This is a genomic window from Arthrobacter sp. 05T420, assembly GCF_056396305.1.
Window position 1 is genome coordinate 25,565 of sequence record NZ_JBFTLG010000027.1, and the last position, 21,826, is coordinate 47,390.

Here is a 21,826-nt window from a genome sequence, read left to right on the forward strand (position 1 = left end):
GATCCACTGCTTAGGCTGAAATGGAACCAACACCCCACCCGCCCATCACGGCGCTCACCCGGAGGACCACATCGTGGCAAAGTACACACCCCAGGAACTGGCGAACGTCCTCAAGGACGGCCTGCTCTCTTTCCCCGTCACCTCGTTCGATGCCCAGCTGCAGTTTGATGAGGAAAACTACCGCAAGCACCTCGCCTGGCAGGCCAGCTTCCCGGTGGCCGGACTCTTCGCGGCAGGCGGAACCGGAGAAGGCTTTTCGCTGACCCCGGCCGAATCCGAGCGTGTGGTCCGGGCCGCCGTCGAGGAAGTCGGCGGCGTCGTCCCGGTTCTCGCCTCCGCCGGCGGCTCGACTGCCCAGGCCGTCGAGAACGCCCGCGCCGCGGAAGCCGCCGGCGCCGAAGGCATCCTGCTGCTCCCGCCTTACCTGACCGAAGCGGACCAGGGCGGCCTGATCGAACACGTCAGCGCCATCTGCCGGTCCACCTCCCTCGGCGTCATCATCTACAACCGTGCCAACGCGATCTACAAGGACACCACCGTCGCCACGCTGGCCGACCGCCACGAGAACCTGATCGGCTTCAAGGACGGCGTGGGCGACCTCGAGCACGATGCCCGCGTGTACGCCAAGCTCGGCGACCGCCTGTTCTACCTCGGCGGCCTCCCGACGGCGGAGACCTTCGCGCTCCCGTTGCTGCAGCTGGGCATGAGCACCTACTCCAGCGCCATGTACAACTTCGTGCCCCAGTTTGCCCTGGACTTCTACCAGGACGTCCGCAACCAGGACCGGATCGCCGTCAACAAGAAGCTCAACGAGTTCGTGATCCCGTACCTGGACATCCGCGACCGGGTGAAAGGCTACTCGGTCTCGATCGTCAAGGGCGGCCTCGACGCGATCGGCCGCTCCGCCGGCGGAGTCCGTCCGCCGTTGCAGAACCTGGCACCCCAGGACCTCGCAGACCTCAAGTCCCTCATCGCTACCGTTTCCTAGGAGGACGCACCGTGACACTCACCGGACGCTCACTCATCGCAGGCCAGGCCGTCGCCGGGGACGGCAAGACGGCCCACGCCTTCAATCCCGCCACCAATGCCCAGCTCGAGCCCGGCTACACGCTGCTCACCGAGGAGCAACTGAACGACGCCACCTCAGCGGCAGCGGCGGCCTACCCATCCTTCAGCACGCTCGATCCGGAAACCCACGCCCGGTTCCTCGAGGCCATTGCCGAGAACATCGAGGCGATCGGTGAGGAACTCGTCACCCGCGCGGGCCAGGAGACTGGGCTGCCGGCCGCAAGACTCCACGGCGAACGTGCCCGCACCACCGGCCAGCTCCGGCTCTTCGCCGGAGTCGTCCGCCAGGGCGACTTCCGCGGGGTCCGCATCGATCCGGCCCTGCCGGAGCGCACGCCGCTCCCCCGCGCCGACATCCGCCAGCGGCAGATCCCGCTGGGCCCGGTAGCCGTCTTCGGCGCCAGCAACTTCCCGCTCGCGTTCTCGACGGCGGGAGGAGACACCGCCTCCGCCCTCGCCGCCGGCTGTCCCGTGGTCTTCAAGGCCCACAACGCCCACCCCGGCACGGGCGAGCTCGTCGGCCAGGCCATCGTCAAGGCCGTCAAGGACCTGGGCCTGCACCCCGGCGTCTTCTCGCTGATCTACGGCCCCGGGGCCAGCATCGGCCAGGCCCTCGTCGCCGATCCGGCCATCAAGGCCGTCGGCTTCACCGGTTCGCAGTCCGCCGGCATCGCCCTGATGCGCACCGCCGCCGCCCGGCCGGAACCCATTCCGGTTTATGCGGAAATGTCCTCGCTCAACCCGGTCTTTGTCTTCCCCGGCGCCCTCGCCGGCACCGCCGGAGAAATTGATGCGCTGGCGCAGCAGTACGTCACCGCCGTCACCGGCAGCTCCGGCCAGCTGTGCACCTCCCCCGGCCTGCTGTTCGCCCCGGCCGGTGAGGCAGGGGATAAACTGGCTGCCGCCGTCGGCCGGGCCGTGTCCTCCTGCGCCGGGCAGACCATGCTGACCGCTGGCATCGCCGGGTCCTGGAACGCAGGCGCCGGGGCCCTGGGCTCCGCCGGGAACGTCAGCGTCATCGGGCAAGGCGCCGAAGGGGCAACGAAGAACGCCCCCGCTCCCGCCATCTTCGGCACATCCGTCGCCGAGTTCGTGTCCAACCCCGTGCTGCACCAGGAAATCTTCGGCGCCGCCAGCCTGGTGATCCGCTACTCAACCACCGAGGAACTCGTGGACGCCGCCAACCGGCTCGAAGGCCAGCTGACCGCCTCCCTGCAGCTGACCGAAGCGGACTACCGGGCGGCGGCACCGCTCATCCCGGTACTGGAACAGAAGGTCGGCCGGATCATCGTCAACGGCTGGCCGACCGGCGTTGAAGTAGGCCACGCCATGGTGCACGGCGGCCCGTTCCCCGCCACATCGGACACCCGGACCACTTCCGTGGGCACGTTGGCGATCAACCGCTTCCTGCGGCCCGTCGCCTACCAGAACCTGCCCCAGGAGCTGCTCCCGGTGCCGCTGCAGGACCCCAACCCCTGGCACCTCAACCGCCGGATCGACGGCGTCGTCGAAGCCGCCGCGGCAGAAGAGGCAGCAACAGAGAAAGCGGAGGCCAACGCGTGAGCACGCAGCCCACCATTGCCCACGTTGAAGTGGTCCCGGTCGCCGGGCACGACAGCATGCTGATGAACCTCAGCGGCGCGCACGGCCCGTTCTTTACCCGCAACATCGTGATCATCACGGATTCTGACGGCCGCACCGGCCTCGGCGAAGTGCCGGGCGGGGAGAAGATCCGCGCCACCATCGAGGAGGCCGGCGCCTTCCTGGCCGGCAAGCCCGTGGCCCGCTACCGCTCCCTGCTGCGGGACGTCGCGGCGAAGTTCGCCGACCGCGACGCCGGCGGCCGCGGCCTGCAGACGTTTGACCTGCGCACCACCGTCCATGCCGTCACCGCCGTCGAATCCGCCCTCCTTGACCTGCACGGACAGTTCCTCGGGGTTCCGGTCGCGGAATTGCTCGGCGACGGCCAGCAGCGCAGCTCGGTGCCCATGCTCGGCTATCTGTTCTTCATCGGCGACCCCGGCCGGACGGATTTGCCGTACCTGGTGGAAGACGCGCCCGCAGACCGGTGGGAAAAGCTCCGCCGGCAGGAAGCCATGACGCCCGAGGCCGTGGTGGCCCTGGCCGAAGCAGCCCAGGAACGGTACGGCTTCAGCGACTTCAAGCTCAAGGGCGGCGTGCTCTCCGGTGACGCCGAGGTGGATGTGGTGACGGCCCTGGCCAAGCGCTTCCCGGAGGCCCGAATCACCCTTGATCCCAACGGCGCCTGGCTCCTGGAGGAGGCCACCCGCCTGGGCAAACGCATGCAGGGCGTGGTGGCGTATGCCGAAGACCCCTGCGGCGCGGAAGGCCGCTTCTCCGGACGCGAGGTCATGGCCGAATTCCGCCGAGCCACCGGGCTGAAAACCGCCACGAACATGATCGCCACGGACTGGCGCGAAATGTCCCACGCCATCCGCAGCAACGCCGTCGACATTCCCTTGGCGGACCCGCACTTCTGGACCATGCACGGCTCCGTCCGGGTGGCGCAGATGTGCGCCGAATTCGGCCTGACCTGGGGATCGCACTCGAACAACCACTTCGACATCTCGCTCGCCATGTTCACCCACACCGGTGCGGCGGCCCCGGGCGAGATCACGGCGCTGGACACGCACTGGATCTGGCAGGACGGCCAGGGGCTCACCAAGGACCCGCTGCAGATCAAGGACGGCGCGATCAAGGTTCCGGACGCTCCCGGCCTCGGCATCGAGCTGGACCGCGACGCCCTGAACAAGGCACACCAGCTGTACCTGGAACACGGCTTGGACGCCCGCGATGACAGCATAGGCATGCAGTACTACGTCGACGGCTGGTCCTTTGACCCCAAGCGGCCCTGCCTTGTTCGATGAGGATGGTTCGCTGAAGAAATCCCGGGCCGCGGGGCAGGCAAGTCAATTGTCGGCTCCGTCATCGCCGTCGGATATCTCGCGGCCCGGTTCCGGGTCCTCGGACCGTAGGTCCAGGGTGCCCTGACCTGCACCGCCTTTTACGTCACCAACCCGGCACTGCTGTTCACGGTGGTGGCCGGAAGCGATATCCGGGCCGCGCTGGGAACGGACGCCTCGCTGGCGCTGCTCTCCGCAGCGGCAGTGGGGCTGCTCTATTCCCTGCTGAGTCTCCATGCCTGTGGTCGTCTGGACCCTGGGCCGCTTCGTCGTCGGCCTTGAGGGGCAGCATCTGCTGACCATCGTGATCATGGGGGCGCTGCCCACAGCCCAGAATGTCTTTCGAAAGAGGAACGCAACACTTGTTATACAAGTAACTAACTTGTAACCTAAGTTGAGCGGGGCGGAGCTGCCTCGCAGGAACTCCAGGGAGAACCATGACCAGCGTTGATCTCATCCGCCACGTAAAGCTGTCCACGGCCAGGCTTCCGCTCGCCGTTCCGATCAGCGACGCGAAAGTATTCACCGGACGCCAGAAGCCGATGACCGAGGTTGTATTCCTTTTCGCCGAGATCACGACCGAACAAGGCCACAGCGGAATCGGCTTCAGCTACTCCAAGCGCGCCGGCGGACCGGCCCAGTACGCGCACGCCAAGGAAGTTGCCGAGGGCATCATCGGCGAGGACCCCAACGACATCGGCAAGCTCTACACCAAGCTGCTGTGGGCCGGGGCCTCCGTCGGCCGCTCGGGAGTGGCCACCCAGGCGCTGGCCGCAATCGACATCGCACTCTACGACCTGAAGGCCAAGCGCGCCGGCCTGCCGCTGGCCAAGTTCCTGGGCTCCTACCGCGACTCCGTCCAGACCTACAACACCTCGGGCGGCTTCCTGAACGCATCCCTGGATGAGGTCAAGGCACGCGCCACCGTCCTGCTGGAGGAAGGCATCGGCGGCATCAAGATCAAGGTCGGCCTTCCGGACACCGCCGAGGACCTGCGCCGCGTCGCCGGCATCCGCGAGCACATCGGCTGGGACGTGCCCCTCATGGTGGACGCCAACCAGCAGTGGGACCGCGCCACCGCCCTGCGGATGGGCCGGCGACTGGAGGAATTCAACCTCGTCTGGATCGAGGAACCGCTCGACGCCTACGACTTCGAGGGCCACGCGGAGCTCGCCCGCGCCCTGGACACGCCCATCGCCACCGGTGAGATGCTGGCCTCGGTCGCGGAGCACAAGGGACTGATCAGCGCCAACGGCTGTGACATCATCCAGCCCGACGCCCCGCGCGTCGGGGGCATTACCCAGTTCCTACGCCTCGCCGCCCTGACCGACGAGCGCGGACTCGGCCTCGCCCCGCACTTCGCCATGGAAATCCACCTCCACCTCGCCGCCGCCTACCCGCGCGAACCGTGGGTGGAGCATTTCGACTGGCTCGATCCGCTGTTCAACGAGCGCCTCGAAACAAAGAACGGCCGCATGCTGGTCCCGGACCGCCCCGGGCTCGGCATCTCCCTCAGCGAGCAGGCGCGCGCCTGGACAACAGAGTCTGTGGAATTCGGCAAGTAACCTTGAAGCCATGAGCCGGAACCTGACTGCGGACCTCGCCAGCGATCTTCGCCGCCGCATCGTCGACGGCGTCATTGCGCCGGGTGCGAAGCTGCCCAGCGAGAACACCCTGATCAGCGAATTCGGCGTCAGCCGCACCGTGGTCCGCTCGGCCCTGACCAGGCTGCAGGCGGAGGGACTGGTGGAAACCGAACGTGGGCGGGGCAGCTTTGCGCTGACCCCGCCACCGGGCGGGCCGCAGCAGTCCGCCGGGAGCCGCCCGGTGGCCACCCTGGAGGAGCGCCTGTGGCAGCTGGAATTCCGCATCGCGGTGGAGTCCGAGGCCGCAGCCCTCGCCGCCAGGAACCACACAGACCGGCAGCTGACTGCCGTGCGGAAGGCATTTGAAGACTTTACGGACAGCGCGGCGCACCCAGCACACGCCATGAAGGCTGACTACGAGTTTCACAGGGCCATTGCCGCAGCCTCCGGTAACCCCTTCTACTCCGACTGCCTCGCCTCCCTGGGGCAGACCATGATTGCGATGCCCCGCGCCCGGCTCGTGGGCGGCGGGGAGCACGATGCGCCCGAGCACTTCGATCAGGTGGTGCAGGAGCACCAATCAATCGTCGCCGCCATCGCGGAGGGCGACGGACCGTCGTCGTCCGCGGCAATGCGGAGTCATCTGGCGAACTCACGACGGCGGCTGCGCGCCGTCGCTCCCGGCAACGCCTGAGGTCAGAATCGCTGTGGCGAGGGCCACAAACAACCCCCTGTCCCGGCCGACCTGCGTCGCCAATTCAAAGGAAATCTCCATGCGGTCTGTAGACAACGCTGTCACGGACGTGGCTCTTGCCACGAAAAAGTTCTTCAAGCGGGTGCTGCCCATCATGCTCGTCATGTTGGTGTGCAACCAGCTCAACCGGTCCAACATCGGCTACGCCCAGGAACACCTGCAGGCGGATGTCGGGATCGGCGCTGCCGCATACGGGTTCGGGGCCGGGCTGTTCTTCATCGCCTACGCGATCTTCGAACTGCCCAGCAACGTGATGATGGAGAAGTATGGCGCCAAGGTCTGGCTGGCACGGATTATGGTGAGCTGGGGAATCGTCTCCTTTCTGATGGTGTTCGTGCAGAACGAGACCATGTTCTACGCCCTGCGGTTCCTCCTCGGCGCCGCGGAAGCAGGGTTCTTCCCCGCCGTCATCTTCTACTTCGCCCGCTGGGTGCCCGCCGGGCATCGGGGCAAGGCAACGGCGATCTTCATCGCCGGATCCTCGGTCGCCGCCGCGCTCTCCGGCCCGATGGCCGGACTGCTGCTCAGCCTCCACGACGTCCTGGGGCTCCGCGGCTGGCAGTGGCTGTTCGGCTTCGAAGGATTGCTTTCCATAGTGGTCGGTATCGCCGTATTTTTCGTTCTTGACGCCAAAATCCAGGATGCGAAATGGCTGACGGCGGGCGAAAAGTTTGCTCTCACCGCGGCGATTGCGGATGAGGACGCCCAGCACGTCCGCGCATCAGGCGGAAATCCCAGCGGAAAGGTCAACCGCTGGAAGATGCTCCTGAACCCGCAGATTCTGCTGCTCTGCGGCATTTACTTCTCCGTGCAGCTCTCCATCTACGCCAACACGTTCTGGCTGCCCAGCATCGTCAAGCAGATCCCCGGGACCACGGACCTGAGTGTCGGCTTCCTCTCCGCCATCCCCTGGGTCTGCGCCGTGATCGCCATGTACTTCGCCGCCAAGTGGCAGGACAAAGCCAAATCCAAGCGGCCCCTGCTGGTGGTCGCGCTCCTGGTCGCCGCCGTCGGCACCTTCGCAGCCGCGGTCGCCACTCCAGTACTGGCCCTCGTATTCCTGGCCGTCGCCGCCATGGGCTTCAAGAGCGCGTCACCGTTGTTCTGGACTATCCCCCAGTCTGGCCTGCACCCCGTCATCCTGGCGCCGGCCATCGCCATCATCAACTCGCTGGGCAACCTCGGTGGCTTCGTGGCCCCCTTCGGATTCGGCATCATCAAGGAACAGACCGGCAGCGTCATACCGGGGCTCTTCGCCCTCGCTGCGGCATCAACAATCGCCGCCGCGCTCGTCTACCTCCTCAAGGAGCGCAAGACCGAAGCCACGGCGGTGCCCGCGGCTAGGTCCGAGGAGGCTTCGCCCTACGCCGTAGCCGCCAAATAGTTCCGGACACGAAAAAAGGAAGGCAGGCGCCCTGTGGGCGCCTGCCTTTCGTCGCCCCATGCCGCCCTCAGTCCCTCTCGCGTGCTTCCAGCAGGTGCCGGTCGAGTTTTTCTTCAGCTTCGCGGCGCCGCTGACCGACAATGCGAAGCTGCTGAGTGATCGGATTTGAGTAGCCATCAACGTCGCGGTGATGCGTGCCCTTCAGACGCTCGGGGCCGGAGGGCAAGGTCACCCGCGGTTCAGTATTTTCGCCCATATCGGGATGATCCCACAGTGCTCGCCGGCTGAAAAGGACTGCTTTCCCCGACAATTAATCCGTGCAGACAACTGCAGTTTCACCCCAGGTGCGTGTCCCCATGGAGGTCCGCGTCAAGGGCATGGGCGCTGGCCAACCGGGCCAGCAGGCTGCCCAGTTGCGCAGACTGTTCGCTGGTGAGCGGGGCCAGGATCTCGGCTTCATGCCGTTCGGCGATCCCTCGCAGTTTGCCCAGCACCTTCGTGCCCTCGTCCGTCAGCCGAAGCTCATAGTTCCGCCGATCGGTGCTGCTGCGGACGCGGGCCACCAAGCCTCGCGCTTCCAGCGAATCGATGAGCGGAACAACCCGGCTCGGCACCGCTCCCAGGCGGTCGGCCAGGGACCGCTGGCTCAGCACGGGCGTGCGGCCCAGCAGGCGGAGGACGCCGGCGTCGCTCGGGGTCAGTCCGAGCTCGCGTGTGTGCTCGGCGAAGCGTGCCGATGCCAGCGCCCCGAGCTGGGACAGCAGGAAAGCAGTTCGCTTCGACCGCGACGGGTCCGGTGAGTCCATGTCCCAATATTACGCCATTGACAGAATCATTCAACAGGTGAATCATTTTAGTTGTGACGTAATTATCGGAAAGAAGCGATCATGACTGACCTATCCCCCCACCACACCTCTTCACGGACACGATCGGGCGGCCCCAATCCGGGCATCCTGGCGGCAGTGAGCCTGGGACTCACGGTTGGCGGCCTGCTCAGCAGCGCGATCCTCGCTGGCGGCCAGACATTTGTCTCACCGTTCTCTCCCGCAGACCAGGTCGCGGCATATTTCCACGGGAACCCCGATGCGGTGCGGCTCGCCAGCTTGTTCCAATTCGGCTCAGCGGTGCCGCTGGGTATCTTCGCGGCCACTGTTTACGCCCGGCAGCTCCGGCTCGGCGTGCGCGTCCCCGGGCCCGCGATCGGTTTCTTTGGCGGCATCACAGCCTCGGTCTTCCTCATGCTCTCGGCCGCCGTGGGCTGGGTCCTGAGCCGTCCGGAAATCACCACCGACGTGACACTGACCCACGCGCTGTCGTTTCTCGCGTTCATCACCGGCGGCGTCGCCTACGTCGTGGGCCTCGGGCTCCTCGTAGCCGGGATCGCGGTCCCGGCCCTCATCCTGCGCTTCGTGCCGCGCTGGCTGGCCTGGGCCGGCCTTGTCATCGCCGCCTTGGCCGAGCTGAGCTTCCTGTCCATGGTGATCGAACCGCTCCGGTTCCTGCTGCCCATCGGGCGGTTCGGCGGGCTCCTCTGGCTTGTCGCGGTCGGATTCCTGTTGCCGCGGAGCCGTGCCGCAGCGAATCGACAGGACACCTAAACGGCCGCCTGATGCTTGGCTTGGTCGTCCGTACTTTAGAAAAGCGCTAAGCCCGCAAGTTCGGCGAGTTTGTCGGTAAGCCTGTCCTGAAAGGCCGTGTCGGTGACCTCCGGGGCAGGCTTGCGCGGCCGGCGGTGGTACCAGTAGTTGCCGGAGACCAGGGCGGCCGGGTCATTGCTGACGGCGAGCCAGCTCTGGGTGTCATGGCCCATCGCCAGGTCATCGGGAGCCCCCGGGCCGCCCATCTTGGTGGGAACCCATCCGGGATCAACGGCGTTGCTGAGTACGTCGGGCCAGTGCCGGGCGATGGAGGCAGCGAGCGCGGTCACGTATAGCTTGCTCTCGGAGTAGGCGGCGCTGGCATTCCAGCGACGTTCGGTCCAATCGATATCCTGGAGACTGCCGCTGGCCGCGTGGTGCATGCCGCTGCTGACGTAGATCAGGCGGCCGGGCCGTTCGATCCGTGCAGTGAGCAGATAAGGGGCGAGAACATTGACCGCCAGAGTCCGGGAATGTCCCTCCGGGGTCGCGACGCGCCCCGGCGAAAGGTAGACGCCGGCGTTATGGATGATGGCGTCCATTCGCCCGTGCGCATTGACCTGTTCGGCAAGGTCCAGGGTTTCGGCGGCGCTGCTGAGGTCCCCGACGACGACGCCGGCTGCTTGCGGAGCGAGGTCATCGACGGCGGCCGCGCGTGCCCTGGTGCGGGCGTGCAGCAGGACCTCGTGGCCTTCGTTCAACAGTGTCCGGGCGGTGGCGAGGCCGAGTCCGTCGGTCGAGCCGGTAATGAAAATGCGAGCCATGGGGCAAGTCCCCTTCGTGGTCTGAGTACGTCCCGGCCACTTTAGCCCTTGGCTCCAGAAACGGAACACGCATGGCGAAATCGTCACGCGCCTTCTGAATCGTTGCGTCTAGGTTTTCGTTGCGTTTAGGTGGCATCCCCGTACAAGCCGCCGACCCCGGCCCGATCCGGGCGGCCATAGTGCACCCGCTCAGTGGGACGATGATGCAAGAGGGGTTGGCGGGCAGCCGGTCGGGGCCCGGGCGGCCGCCCAGCGCCCGGCCGCGAGGGTTGCGTGGGCGTTTCGGCTTCCGCCGCTTGCCCATGGACGAGGGTCAGATCGGGTCGGCGACCCCGGGCAGGTTCCTCCCTGAGAGCGATCAGGTGTGCCGCCAGCGCAACTTCCGGCCGCCCCGGGTTGGCCTGCAGCAGGCGACAGAGCTGATCCCTTGCACGGGCCTGTCCCGGCGCGGAATCGGACAGCACCGCGGCGATGATCTCGGCGGCCTGCAGGCGTATCCCCTGCACCCTGCTGCCCTCCGGTTCCCTCGTCCACGGGTCCCCGGGCGGATCCTCCGGTGGGCGTTTCGGACGGGACGACAACTCAATGGACTCAATGGACATTTGCCTAATCCTTTGTTTCCCGTTCCGGCAGAGCCCGGAACCGGCCACGATCCCTGAAGCCCTGAGACAACTGTGGAGCGAACGGGGCGGACGACCGTGAAGCAACATTACAACGGGAAAGACCGGTCTGTCTTGAATCGTGCGCGAATCCTTCCCAAACCCTGCACCGCCGTTTGCCTATCCGCGGCTGCTGAGAACTTCCTTCAGCCACGTGATTGCGGCGGTCCTTGAGGTAAAGAACTCGTGCGGGTATTTGGTCTCCCGGCTCGTGGCGGAAGCGATGACCCTGTCGACTGCGCTGGATCCGAGAACCGCGATGGCCACCACGCCCCTACTCTGTGCGAACTGGTATCGGGCCGCGGCGCTGAACACGACGTCGGTCATCTCAGAGAGCATCGGCATCGGCGTCCCCCCGCTGATGCGTTCCACAGCGAGCATGGCGTCCCTGGCGTCGTCGGCGTCGACAAAAGAACCGGGGCGCCAGACACTTTCGAGGATCCCCGCGTCAACGCTGAGAGCGTTCTTCCCGTCAGCAGCGTCGATTCGTCCTGGCATCATTTGGTCGATCCTAAGCCTGAACTGCGGCGATGACCTGCGCCACACTCATGGCGTGACCCGCCAACGCCGTCCGGCGTCAATTCTGGCCGCGGCTGCGGAACAACTGCGGGTTGCCGTACGTTGCAGTGAGCCTAGTCAACCCTCGAGAAATGAGAACCAGCCACGTGGCAACCGACTACGACGAAGTCCGCTCGGACGTCAAGGAAAGCCAGGAAAACTCCCTGGAAGCACTGCAGTCCGCTAACGCACCGGACGCCCGCAGCGTCGTCCAGGAACTCGACGAGGCCGACGGGCTGGACGGGGCCGGAGCCCCGGGCGGCGAGTTCATCGCCGAAGAGCTGACGGTTCAGGTCATTCCGCAGGCCACCGACGAATTCACCTGCTACTCCTGCTTCCTGGTCCGGCACCGCTCCCAGATCGCCCGGCAGGCTGGCGCCGAGGTCTACTGCAAGGACTGCGAAGGCTGAACCTGGGCGGCCTCCAGGGCAGGTTGATATCTCACTCGAATCGAGTGGCCGTGACGGCGGTGTTGGAGCGGACGAGTCCGAAGGTCGCTGTCACTGCGGCCAGGGCGAGCAGAAGACTGAGGGACTGGGCGTAGTCATGTACCACCCGGGCGGCATCGACTTCGACGGCACCAACGTCGATTACCAGGACTGCCAGTACGTACCCAGCTCCAGAATGCTCTGCAGCGGGATCACCAACCTCCCGCAGACCGCGGCCGCCGGCACGGGTGCCACCTACGAACTCGGCGGCATGGCGATGATCGACCTCAAGTCCCGCACGGTGATCCGCGAGCTTAGAACGGACGGCGGAAGGAAACCGATGATTGGGCAGCGGTTTATGAGACGCACAACGATCGCCGTCGTGCTGGTGGTGGCCAGTGCTGGCGCAATCAGCGGGACGGCGCAGGCCGCCCCCACCCACGACGCGCCCCGCTACTCAGCGGGCGCTCCCGGCAGCGGCGACGAGTACTTCCCGTTTGCCGGCAACGGCGGGTACGACGTACTGCACTACGACCTCGCCCTCCGCTACGCGCCGCCGACCAATCCCGCAGTGCTCACGGGGCGCCTCAGCGGCGTCGCGACCATCACCCTCCGTGCGAAACAGAACCTGCAGTCGCTCAACTTCGACCTGCGCGGCCTCGGCGTCACGTCGGTCCAGGTCGACGGCGAGGCCGCCAGGCACCAGAAGTCGCAGGGCAACGGAGACGCCGCGTGGCTACGCGGGCAGGACGACGGAAGGGACGCCGAGTGGTCCCAAGTGCAAGACGACGCGAAGCGCATCTGGGAACTCACGATCGGCCTGCGGCCAAAGCTCAAGTCGGGACAGACGACGACGATCGTCGTCGAGTACGGCGGGGTCACCGGCCGGGCGCTCGACACCACCGGAGCCCTCTACGGGTGGGTCACCACCGCAGACGGCGCGATGGTGGTCAACGAACCCGAAGGCGCTGCAACCTGGTACCCGGTGAACGACGACCCCCAAGACAAGGCAACCTACACGTTCCGCATCACGGTGCCGGCCGGCAAAACGGCGGTGGCGAACGGGCTGCCCGCCGGCCGCCCGGCGACCAAGGCCGGGTGGACCACATGGAAGTGGAAGGCCTCGGACCCGATGGCCAGCTACCTGTCGACGGCGACCGTCGGTGACTTTGCCTTGTCCCACGACGTGGGTCCGCACGGGCTGCCGATCATCAACGCGATCGATTCGGGCGTGACGGGCGCGGCCCTGGCGCTGACGAGGGCATCACTCGCGCTGCAGCCGAAGATGATCGCGTTTCTGGAGGGTCTCTTCCGGCGGTACCCCTTTGGGGCGTTCGGCGCGATTGTCGACGACGACTCGGTAGGCTACGCGCTCGAGACCCAGACGCGGCCGGTCTACTCGCAGGTCGCAGACGAATACACGGTGGTGCACGAACTCGGGCACCAGTGGTTCGGTGACGCGGTGAGCCCGTCTGACTGGAAGGACATCTGGCTGAACGAGGGTTGGGCGACGTACATCGAGTGGCTGTGGGCTGAGCACCAAGGCGCGGCGACGATGTCGGAGCAGTTCGGGGACGCTGTGGCGTACCTCGATGCGAACAACCGCTGGGCGCTCAACATCGCTAATCCGGGCCGCGACAACCTGTTCGTGGGCCAGATCTATGTCCGTGGGGCGGCTGCCCTCCACGCGCTGCGCGCGAAGATTGGCGACGCGGCGTTCTTCGCGGGCGCCCGGTCGTGGCTGACCCGATACAACGACGCGACGGCGACGACGGAAGACTTCGAGGCCGTCATGGAAAGAGCCTCGGGTCAGCAGCTCGACGGTTTCTTCAACGATTGGCTGCGTGAGGGCGACCGCCCCGCGATGCCGCAACTCTCAGGGGCGAAAGATTCGGTGCCTCAGGGAACGGCTCGGCACTCGATTTCCCCGGACGCGACGAGGAGGTAGCTCCCGCTTCTGGCTGGTGTGTTGGGCGCGGGCGCCCGCGTCACGCCCCCAATGCGGGGCGGATGTCGCGGGATAACGACTCGAGCAGCCGGACGTCCTCGGGCTTTCGGAAGCGCCGTGGCCGGGCCGGGCCGCCGGCGCTATCCGTAGACGCGGATCCAGTCGACCTGCATCTGGCTTGGCAGGGTAGCGGTCCCGTCCGGGAACCAGTCCAGCTGGATTGTTTGGTGCATCCCGACCGTGGGCTGGTGGGCCGGGTCTGTGTCGGTGAACCATTGCACGCCGTCGATGTAACCGGTGATCCCGGATGGGGTCCACTGGACCGCGTAGTTGTGCCATTGAGTGGTATCGATCGGCTGCGCTGTCTGGGTCTGGAAGTTCGAGCCGCTGCACGCGTAGTGCAGGAAGAACTTGATCCTGGACGTATCGGAAGTTCCTTCGGCGTAATCGATCTCCGCACAGTTGGGGGACGTGTTGTTGTTCGGCCAGAGGATCAGGACTGGGTGGTATTTCGGATCCCGGGCGCTGGTCTTCATCCGGACTTCCCAGCGTCCGTATTGCTGCTGGGCGAACTTGGCTGACATGCCGCCGGTGGTGCCCGCCGAGTCGCCGCTGACCGTAACCACGCTGCCGTCCACAGACCACGCGTTCGGACTCCGGATCCCGTTGCCCGCATGTCCCGGACTGTTGTAGACGCCCCACTTCAACGGATTCGGCGCGCCCGTGTAGGAAAACTCGTCCCCGGCAACCACCGGACCCCACCCGAAGACGACGGCGGCCTGAGTACCGTCGGGCGACGGGGCCGGGTTCACCGTGATCGTGCGGGAGGGCGTGACCGCGTCCGGGCTGACCCCGTTGGCCGCGGCCACCGTGAACGTCGCCGGCCCGGCCGTCGTCGGGGTCCCGGACAGGACCCCGGAGGTGGTGTTCAGGCCCAGCCCGCCCGGCAGGGCACCGGAGGCCACCCTGAAGGTCGGCCTCGGGTTACCGTTTGCGGCAAAGGTGTAAGTGTAGGCAGTACCGACCGTGGCCGTCGCCGGAGGCGAGGACGCCGTGAACACCGGCGCCGCCGGAGCCGGCCGAATCTCGATCAGAGACATATTCCACCTGTCCGTAGTGGGAGCGGTGTCATTGATTCTGACGGTAGATGGCGCCGTCGTTGTGCCGGGCACAGTCTGGCGTTGCGTCCAGAAGGTGCCGCCGCTGCCGGCAAGGTACTCGTCGACCTTGGTTTGGCCGCTTCCCACTGTGCGGGGTGTGGACGCACTCCAGTCATTTCCCACACCCCAGACCCAGGAGCCGCTGCGTGTGGTGCTAAGCGAAGCGGTGGGCGCTCCCGTGGGCCCGCTGGCACCCCCGACCGCTCCATCGGTGGCCGTGTCCGCGCCCGTGAATGTGGCGACCGTTATGGAACCCCGGTATGAACCGCTGTGCGTTGCGGTCACCCTTGCGTTCGTGAGGATGCCGATGGACACCGCCTGCCAGATTTCTGCTGTCCCGAACTGAACGTTGGTCCGCTTACGCAGGCGCCAGGTGAGCCCGCCACCGGTGACTGAGGTGAACTGCTGGGCACCGGCTTGGGCACTTCCATCAGAGGTCACAAACGCAACCAGGAGTTCCTTGGTTTGGCTGGTTGTAAAGGCTGGCGAAATGACGGTGCGGGAAAGCGTCGTCTGGTGCGCACTGACCACTTTGTCCGTTGCCACTCCCCCAGCTGCCTTGGCGGGCAGGGGCACCAAACTGAGGCACACAATTGTGGCGATAAGGACTAGACGTGGAAATATCGGTCGCCACATGAATTCCTCGCAAAGTCATCATTGAAGTGAAACAAGCCGTCACCACCATGGCAGCGACGTCGGTGCGCCGAGGGATTTGAGGGCGGCGGCCATTCGTCGTAAACATCCGGGACAAAAGCCCTGACTGCGGCGTGATTGAGCAGTGCCGCCGAATTCATCCGGCCGGATTCACCGGCCCGGGAGACCCCATCGTAACGAGTCCCTAGCCGCGACAACCCCGGTGGCGGCTACCCGTTTAACAACGGTTCATACTCGTTAAAGCCTTCGCCTTACTCGCAGGGGCACCCAGAACATGCCTCAGCAGGACTAAGCTGACTGTCAGTTGCGCCTGGCCCGTGGAGGCGCCCGGACTCCGAAAGCGTGATGTGCATGAACAATTCCGAGACAGTCCTGGCGGGGCTCGATACCGAGCTCGCCTGGCTCCGGGAAACGTACACCCAGCTGCACCGGCATCCCGAACTGAGCCTTGAGGAGCATGAGACTTCGAAGATTGTCGAAGACAAACTCACTGCCTTCGGCTTTGCAGTGACCCGCATTGGAGGGACCGGCGTCGTCGGCGTCCTCGCGAACGGAGCTGGCCCAACCGTTCTTGCGCGCGCCGACATGGATGCCTTACCCGTCACCGAGGCCACGGGGCTGTCCTATGCGTCGGCAATGGACGGGATCATGCATGCGTGCGGTCACGACCTGCACGTCAGTGCGCTGCTCGGCGCCGCCAAGCTCATGGCGGACGGCCGGGGAGCCTGGTCCGGCACCTACATCGCCCTGTTCCAACCTGCCGAAGAAATCGGAGCAGGGTCGAAGGCAATGGTCGACGACGGACTGGTCACCAAAGTGCCACGGCCCGACGTCGCCCTCGCCCAGCACGTGATGCCGATCCCGGCGGGGACGGTCGCCACCACGGCCGGGCCAGTCCTTTCGGCCGGAGATTCACTCAGGATCACCGTGTACGGGAAAGGCGCGCACGGCTCGATGCCTCACATGTCCGTGGACCCGGTGGTGCTGGCCTCCTCGATCGTGCTCAGGTTGCAGTCAATCGTCTCGCGGGAGACGAAGCCCGGGGACTTCGCCGTCGTCACCGTCGGGGCGCTCAACGCCGGCGCGACATCGAACATCATCCCGGACCGAGCCACGCTGCTGCTGAATATCCGCACTTACGACAACCAGGTCCGGGCCACGGTGCTCGCCGCGATTGAGCGGATTGTCAACGGCGAGTGCGCTGCCGCCGGGTCGCCCCGGGAGCCTGATTTCGAGTATTACGACCAGTTCCCGCTCACCAGCAACGACGCGGCCGTGACAGAGCGGGTCCGGGCCGCGTTCTCCGCCCATTTTGGGGCCGACGCCGTGCACAGTGCCGAGAGGCAGACGGCTTCGGAGGATTTCAGCCGCATTCCGGATGCGTTCGGCGTGCCTTACACATTCTGGCTCCTCGGCGGCGCGGACCCCAACGCCTACGCGGCCGCGGCCGCGAAGGGGACAGTGAATCAGGACATCCCGGCCAACCACTCCCCCTTCTTCGCCCCCGTGATCGATCCGACCCTGTCCATGGGCGTCCAAACCCATGTCGTGGCCGCACTGTCGTACCTCTCCAAGCGATGACGGGTCGCGCGGCAGGCGGGGACATCGGGAACAGTCCTCGTCACCGGTGATTCGTGATGAGACGCCGGGAGCATAGGCGCAGGTGGGGCTCCAATCTCACGGGTGCGCCTGCGTCGGCAAAGTGAGGATTTCGGCTCCGTCGTCGGTGATGGCGATCGTGTGCTCACTGTGGGCTGTCCGGCAGCCGGTCGCGCTTCGGAGTGTCCACCCGTCGGCGTCGGTGATGAGGTCAGCGGTGTCGGCCATGACCCATGGCTCCAACGCGAGCAGCAGCCCGGGGCGCAGTTTGTATCCACGGCCCGGCCGTCCGGTGTTCGCGATGTGCGGGTCCTGGTGCATCGTTGACCCGATGCCATGACCCCCGAACTCGGTATTGATCGGGTACCCGGCCTCGCTGAGGACAGAGCCGATGGCATGGGAGATGTCGCCGATACGAGCCCCGGGTCCGGCAGCGGCTATCCCTGCGTTCAATGCGCGCTCGGTCGCGCTGATCAGCGCGACGCTCTCCGGGGGCTTGGAGCCGCCCACGATGAAGCTGATGGCAGAGTCTGCGGCAACTCCTCCCTTGGAGACGGCGAGGTCGAGAGTCAGCAGGTCGCCGTCGGCAAGCGCGTAGTTGTAGGGCAGTCCGTGAAGCACGGCGTCGTTGACTGCCGTGCAGATGTAGTGTCCGAACGGCCCGCGTCCGAAGGATGGCTCGTAGTCGACGTAACAGGACAGCGCGCCAGCCTCGACAATCATGGTCTGGGCCCACCGGTCAATGTCCAGGAGGTTCGTGCCGACTGTGCTACGGATCTTCAGCGTCTGCAAGATGTCCGCGACGAGGGTGCCGGTCACTTTTGCTCGGGCCAGTTCGGTGGGGTTCAGGATCTCGATCATGCGGCGCCTTTCTCACGCATCCAATAACTATCCCGGCCATATTATCCCGGTACTATAATCGGAGCCATGGTTAGGTTGCCACTCACATCCGCAGAGGTCGAGCGCGGACAGCGCCTCGGTGCCCTGTTGCGACGCGCCAGGGCAGAGCGTTCGATGCTCGAAATCGCGCTCGATGCGCGCGTCTCACCGGAGACCCTCCGGAAGATCGAGACGGGCCGCGTAGCGACTCCTGCCTTCCCGACCATCGCTGCGATCGCCGACGTCCTCGGCCTCTCCCTCGATGCGGTGTGGGCAGAGATCACCCAGCCCAAACATGGCCTCGAACCCAGCAGTTCTGATCACAACGCACGTGAGCGGTTGGCCTCGTAAGGCTCAATCCAGCAGCTCGCAGCCCAACGGCAGCTGCGCGGGCGCCTACGCGAGGTCTCCCGGCGGCATGTCCAAACGTTCGCCGGGATTCAGGCCCGTGGAGTCAATAAGCTCCAGCAGCCTCCGCACGGCCGGATTGGCGGTTTGCTCGTTCCACGCGAGTTCCAGGTCCACACGGTTGAGTTCGCGGATTCCATGGCTGCCGCTGATCTCGTGGAACTCCACGCCCGGGGGCGACGACGCCATAGCCGAGGCGGGCACCAGCGTCACGCCCAGGCCGGCTTGAACAAAGGCGAGGAGGGCCGGGACCTGGCTTGCGTACTGCGTGATGTTCGCGTGGGCACCTGCGCTGGCAAACAGCCGCAGGACGAGGTCATGAAAGTAGCGCGCCTCCTTGGTTGAATACATCAGCAGCGGCAATCGATCCAGGCAGCCCAGCGGAAGCGGCGCATCCATATCCGGCAGGTTGCCCAGAATGGCACTGCCCGAGGGGATGGCCACGACGAGACGGTCGGTCATGATGGGCCTTGACACAATGCCCGGCCGGGCCACAATCGGCCGGAGCAACCCGATGTCCACGCTGCCCTTCACCAGCCCGTCCATCTGATCCGTGGAGACCAGTTCCCGCAAGACAAACGAGACACCGGGCATGATGTCGGCGGCACGCCTCAGCAGCTGGGGCAACGCACTCTGACCAGCGATGGCGGTGTACGCGACGGTTATCGCGCCGGCGTCGCCGGATGAAACCCGGCGGACATCCAAATCGGTCTTGATGCACATGTCCAGTATTTGCCGGGCCCTGGGCAGCAGCATCAAGCCGGCCGCCGTCAGCTCAACCCTTCTGCTGGTCCGGCCAAAGAGCTGGGTACCGAGTTGTTTCTCGAGCATCTGAATCTGCCGACTCAAGGGTGGTTGTGTCATGTTCAGCCGAGCTGCGGCCGCACCGAAGTGCAGTTCCTCAGCAACAGCGACAAATGATTCAAGCTGCGGCAGGGAGAACATCAATACCTTTCATGGATGCATGAGTGCTCATTATGGCTTGGACTTGGATCGTTTGCACCCATTATGTTCAGTTCAGCAGCAGATGCGGAAACCGTCAGCCAGGCAGAGCGTCAATCGGCCGGTCGCCTGACCCACGCCTAAGGAGCACACCGGAGTGAACCAGGAAAGCCAGCACGCACAGCACCTCCACCAGGTGAGGATTACCGGCGTCACGATCACGCCGGTGGCGTTCAAGGACCCGCCGCTGCTGAACACCGTCGGTGTCCACGAGCCGTTTGCGCTCCGGGCGATAGTGGAATTCCATACCGACGCGGGCGTCAGCGGATGGGGTGAGACATACGGTGACGCCGGCCATTTGGCCCGTCTGCACCTCGCGGCCGAGGCCGTTCCCGGCACAGACGTGTTCAACATCAACGAACTCCGCAGCTGCGTTGCCGCTGCCCTGCAAAAGGACACGATCCGGGGTGGCCACGGAATGAGCGGAATGGTTACCGTGTCAAGCACCACGGACCGCGTCCTCTCGCCGTTTGACGTTGCTGCCCTGGATATCCAAGGGAAGCTCCTTGGCCGCCCCGTGAGCGACCTCCTTGGCGGAGCGGTCCGCAGCGCCGTCCCGTTCAGCGGGTACCTGTTCTACAAGTGGGCCGGGCATCCCGGCCAGGCGGACGACGCCTGGGGCGCAGCCTTGGATCCCGTCGGGATCGTCAGCCAGGCGCGGAAAATGGTGGAAGAGTATGGTTTCTCCGCCCTCAAGCTGAAAGCAGGCGTCTTCCCCCCGGAGGAGGAGGTCGCCGCGATCAAGGCCCTCCGCGCGGAGTTTCCGGCGATGCCGCTCCGGATAGATCCCAACGGCGCCTGGACGGTTGAGACCTCCATCCGCGTCGGCAAGGAACTGGACGGCATTCTGGAGTATCTGGAGGACCCCACCCCGGGCATCGAAGGAATGGCGGCAGTCCGCCGCGAGGTCGGCATGCCGCTGGCCACGAACATGTGCGTCGTCAGCTTCGCTGATATTGCGCCGGCAGTGGCCGCCGGGGCCGTTGACGTGATCCTCTCGGATCATCATTTTTGGGGAGGCCTCCGCTGCTCCCAGTCGCTGGCAGGCATCACCGAGACCTTCGGGCTGGGGCTGTCGATGCACTCGAACTCCCATCTGGGGATCAGCCTTGCCGCAATGGTCCATCTCGCCGCGGCCACGCCGAAACTCGACTATGCGTGTGACACCCACTGGCCATGGAAGGACCCGGAAGAGGACGTCATTGCGGCCGACACTTTCTTGTTTGAGAACGGAGCTGTCAACGTCCCCGCAGGACCCGGGCTGGGGATCGAACTGGACCGCGACGCCTTGGAACGCCTCCACCGCCAGTATCTGGAGTGCGGGCTCAGGAGCCGGGACGACACCGGGTACATGCAGCGGCTGCACCCTTCCTACGAGCTGCAGAGCCCCCGCTGGTGAGCGTTTTGGTGCCTTCACAAAAGGTCCTGTCGATCGTGGTCACCGATCCCATCATCAGCCGCTTTGAGGATCAGCTAAGGCACGACGGCGGCGCTCACCACTGGACCATGGCGGCGGCTTGGTCTCCTGAACGCCAGCTGGAAGCACTGGCCACTGCCGACGTCGTCGTCTGTTCCTCGCTGGGTCCCGCGCAGGTGGCCGCCGCTAGCAGACTGAAGCTGGTGCACGTCACCGGCGCTGGGTACGACAAGATCTTCGTTCCGGGACTGCTGCCAGCAACCCTTGTTGCCAACACGTTCCATCACGCGCGGCCCATTGCGGAACACATCCTGATGGTCACGCTGATGCTGTCCCGCAATGTCATCGCGGCCGACCGCGCGGTGCGTGAAGGCCGATGGCGGACCATTGCCACCGACCCCGAAGTGCCGTTCCACCCGACCTTGCGTGGAATGACGATGGGACTGGTCGGGCTGGGCTCCATCGGAGCGGAAACGGCGCGCATGGCCGGCCTGCTAGGCATGGATGTTCGCGCCGTCCGCAAGAATCCGGCCGCCGGCGCCCCCGACGGGGTCACTCTGAGTTGGATCGGCGGCAACCACCAGCTTCCGGAGCTACTGGCAGGTTCAGACGTCGTTGTTGTTACCGCACCCCTGGACTCTTCGACACGAGGGATGATCGGGGCAGCGGAGTTCGCGACCATGAAGCCGTCCGCGCTCCTGATCAACGTTGCGCGGGGTCCCGTGGTGGACCAGCAGGCGCTGTTCGACGCCCTCCAGTCCCGGCGTATCGCAGGAGCAGGCATTGATGTGTGGTGGGGATCCCCCGCCGACGGCGTGCTGCCGCCCGCCGAACTGCCGTTCGGATCGCTCGACAATACCGTCCTCACGCCGCACCACTCCGGGCACGCGCGGATCACGTTCGAACGCCGGGCGGCGGACATCGCGGCAAATATTGGCCGGCTGGCGCACGGACGGGAACTGGTCAACCTCGTACCGAGGGTTAGGGCCAGGTAGAT

At 65.7% G+C, this 21,826-nt stretch carries 20 protein-coding genes; 13 read left to right on the forward strand and 7 right to left on the reverse strand.

Annotated features, from left to right (window positions below; genetic code table 11):
* The first annotated feature begins 73 nt into the window (after positions 1-73).
* From kdgD to AC1DEM_RS20750, 6 genes are all read left to right on the forward strand, one after another.
* Complete coding sequence (gene kdgD, locus AC1DEM_RS20725; protein ID WP_476886164.1) at positions 74-988, forward strand: 5-dehydro-4-deoxyglucarate dehydratase; 915 nt, start codon at positions 74-76, stop codon at positions 986-988.
* 11 nt (positions 989-999) lie between these two features.
* Positions 1,000-2,631: an aldehyde dehydrogenase (NADP(+)) gene (locus AC1DEM_RS20730; protein ID WP_476886165.1), complete on the forward strand. Its 1,632-nt coding sequence runs from the start codon at positions 1,000-1,002 to the stop codon at positions 2,629-2,631.
* Positions 2,628-3,956: an enolase C-terminal domain-like protein gene (locus AC1DEM_RS20735; RefSeq protein WP_476886166.1), complete on the forward strand. Its 1,329-nt coding sequence runs from the start codon at positions 2,628-2,630 to the stop codon at positions 3,954-3,956. Before AC1DEM_RS20730 ends, AC1DEM_RS20735 begins: the two co-directional genes overlap by 4 nt.
* 473 nt (positions 3,957-4,429) lie before the next feature.
* Positions 4,430-5,557, forward strand: a complete 1,128-nt coding sequence (locus AC1DEM_RS20740) for an L-talarate/galactarate dehydratase (protein ID WP_476886167.1) — start codon at positions 4,430-4,432, stop codon at positions 5,555-5,557.
* A gap of 10 nt (positions 5,558-5,567) precedes the next feature.
* Entirely contained in the window at positions 5,568-6,272 is a 705-nt protein-coding gene (locus AC1DEM_RS20745; protein WP_476886168.1) for a FadR/GntR family transcriptional regulator, read from the forward strand.
* Positions 6,273-6,351: 79 nt separating this feature from the next.
* Complete coding sequence (locus AC1DEM_RS20750; protein ID WP_476886169.1) at positions 6,352-7,716, forward strand: MFS transporter; 1,365 nt, start codon at positions 6,352-6,354, stop codon at positions 7,714-7,716.
* Between the two features lie 67 nt (positions 7,717-7,783).
* On the opposite strand, the gene AC1DEM_RS20755 is transcribed toward AC1DEM_RS20750, so the two are convergent.
* Together AC1DEM_RS20755 and AC1DEM_RS20760 are read right to left on the reverse strand one after the other, a co-directional pair.
* Positions 7,784-7,972, reverse strand: coding sequence for a hypothetical protein (locus AC1DEM_RS20755; protein WP_476886170.1), 189 nt, complete (start codon positions 7,970-7,972; stop codon positions 7,784-7,786).
* A gap of 79 nt (positions 7,973-8,051) precedes the next feature.
* The gene (locus tag AC1DEM_RS20760; protein WP_476886171.1) at positions 8,052-8,522 is read right to left on the reverse strand and encodes a MarR family winged helix-turn-helix transcriptional regulator; all 471 of its coding nucleotides are present in this window, start codon (positions 8,520-8,522) and stop codon (positions 8,052-8,054) included.
* Between the two features lie 81 nt (positions 8,523-8,603).
* Between AC1DEM_RS20760 and AC1DEM_RS20765 the strand changes: the two genes are divergently transcribed.
* The gene (locus AC1DEM_RS20765; protein WP_476886172.1) at positions 8,604-9,314 is read left to right on the forward strand and encodes a hypothetical protein; all 711 of its coding nucleotides are present in this window, start codon (positions 8,604-8,606) and stop codon (positions 9,312-9,314) included.
* Positions 9,315-9,349: 35 nt separating this feature from the next.
* Here the strand turns inward: AC1DEM_RS20765 and AC1DEM_RS20770 are convergent, their stop codons facing one another.
* Together AC1DEM_RS20770 and AC1DEM_RS20775 are read right to left on the reverse strand one after the other, a co-directional pair.
* Entirely contained in the window at positions 9,350-10,117 is a 768-nt protein-coding gene (locus AC1DEM_RS20770) for an SDR family NAD(P)-dependent oxidoreductase (protein WP_476886173.1), read from the reverse strand.
* Between the two features lie 779 nt (positions 10,118-10,896).
* Positions 10,897-11,277, reverse strand: a complete 381-nt coding sequence (locus AC1DEM_RS20775; RefSeq protein ID WP_476886174.1) for a DUF7793 family protein — start codon at positions 11,275-11,277, stop codon at positions 10,897-10,899.
* Between the two features lie 164 nt (positions 11,278-11,441).
* On the opposite strand from AC1DEM_RS20775, the gene AC1DEM_RS20780 reads away from it, so the two are divergent.
* Entirely contained in the window at positions 11,442-11,744 is a 303-nt protein-coding gene (locus AC1DEM_RS20780) for a DUF4193 domain-containing protein (protein WP_476886192.1), read from the forward strand.
* A 136-nt stretch (positions 11,745-11,880) separates the two neighbouring features.
* Positions 11,881-13,710 (forward strand): M1 family metallopeptidase, encoded by a 1,830-nt coding sequence (locus tag AC1DEM_RS20785; protein WP_476886175.1) that lies wholly within the window; start codon positions 11,881-11,883, stop codon positions 13,708-13,710.
* 140 nt (positions 13,711-13,850) lie between these two features.
* Here the strand turns inward: AC1DEM_RS20785 and AC1DEM_RS20790 are convergent, their stop codons facing one another.
* Positions 13,851-15,416, reverse strand: coding sequence for a family 16 glycosylhydrolase (locus tag AC1DEM_RS20790; RefSeq protein ID WP_476886176.1), 1,566 nt, complete (start codon positions 15,414-15,416; stop codon positions 13,851-13,853).
* A gap of 459 nt (positions 15,417-15,875) precedes the next feature.
* Here AC1DEM_RS20790 and AC1DEM_RS20795 point away from each other — a divergent pair, with 459 nt between their 5' ends.
* Complete coding sequence (locus AC1DEM_RS20795; protein WP_476886177.1) at positions 15,876-17,105, forward strand: amidohydrolase; 1,230 nt, start codon at positions 15,876-15,878, stop codon at positions 17,103-17,105.
* A gap of 96 nt (positions 17,106-17,201) precedes the next feature.
* On the opposite strand, the gene map is transcribed toward AC1DEM_RS20795, so the two are convergent.
* Positions 17,202-17,984: a type I methionyl aminopeptidase gene (map, locus tag AC1DEM_RS20800; protein WP_476886178.1), complete on the reverse strand. Its 783-nt coding sequence runs from the start codon at positions 17,982-17,984 to the stop codon at positions 17,202-17,204.
* A gap of 66 nt (positions 17,985-18,050) precedes the next feature.
* Between map and AC1DEM_RS20805 the strand changes: the two genes are divergently transcribed.
* The gene (locus tag AC1DEM_RS20805) at positions 18,051-18,353 is read left to right on the forward strand and encodes a helix-turn-helix domain-containing protein (protein ID WP_476886179.1); all 303 of its coding nucleotides are present in this window, start codon (positions 18,051-18,053) and stop codon (positions 18,351-18,353) included.
* 45 nt (positions 18,354-18,398) lie between these two features.
* On the opposite strand, the gene AC1DEM_RS20810 is transcribed toward AC1DEM_RS20805, so the two are convergent.
* Entirely contained in the window at positions 18,399-19,355 is a 957-nt protein-coding gene (locus AC1DEM_RS20810; protein WP_476886180.1) for a LysR family transcriptional regulator, read from the reverse strand.
* A gap of 154 nt (positions 19,356-19,509) precedes the next feature.
* Here AC1DEM_RS20810 and AC1DEM_RS20815 point away from each other — a divergent pair, with 154 nt between their 5' ends.
* The gene (locus tag AC1DEM_RS20815; RefSeq protein WP_476886181.1) at positions 19,510-20,811 is read left to right on the forward strand and encodes a glucarate dehydratase family protein; all 1,302 of its coding nucleotides are present in this window, start codon (positions 19,510-19,512) and stop codon (positions 20,809-20,811) included.
* Positions 20,808-21,824: a 2-hydroxyacid dehydrogenase gene (locus tag AC1DEM_RS20820; protein ID WP_476886182.1), complete on the forward strand. Its 1,017-nt coding sequence runs from the start codon at positions 20,808-20,810 to the stop codon at positions 21,822-21,824. Before AC1DEM_RS20815 ends, AC1DEM_RS20820 begins: the two co-directional genes overlap by 4 nt.
* Positions 21,825-21,826 lie beyond the last annotated feature (2 nt).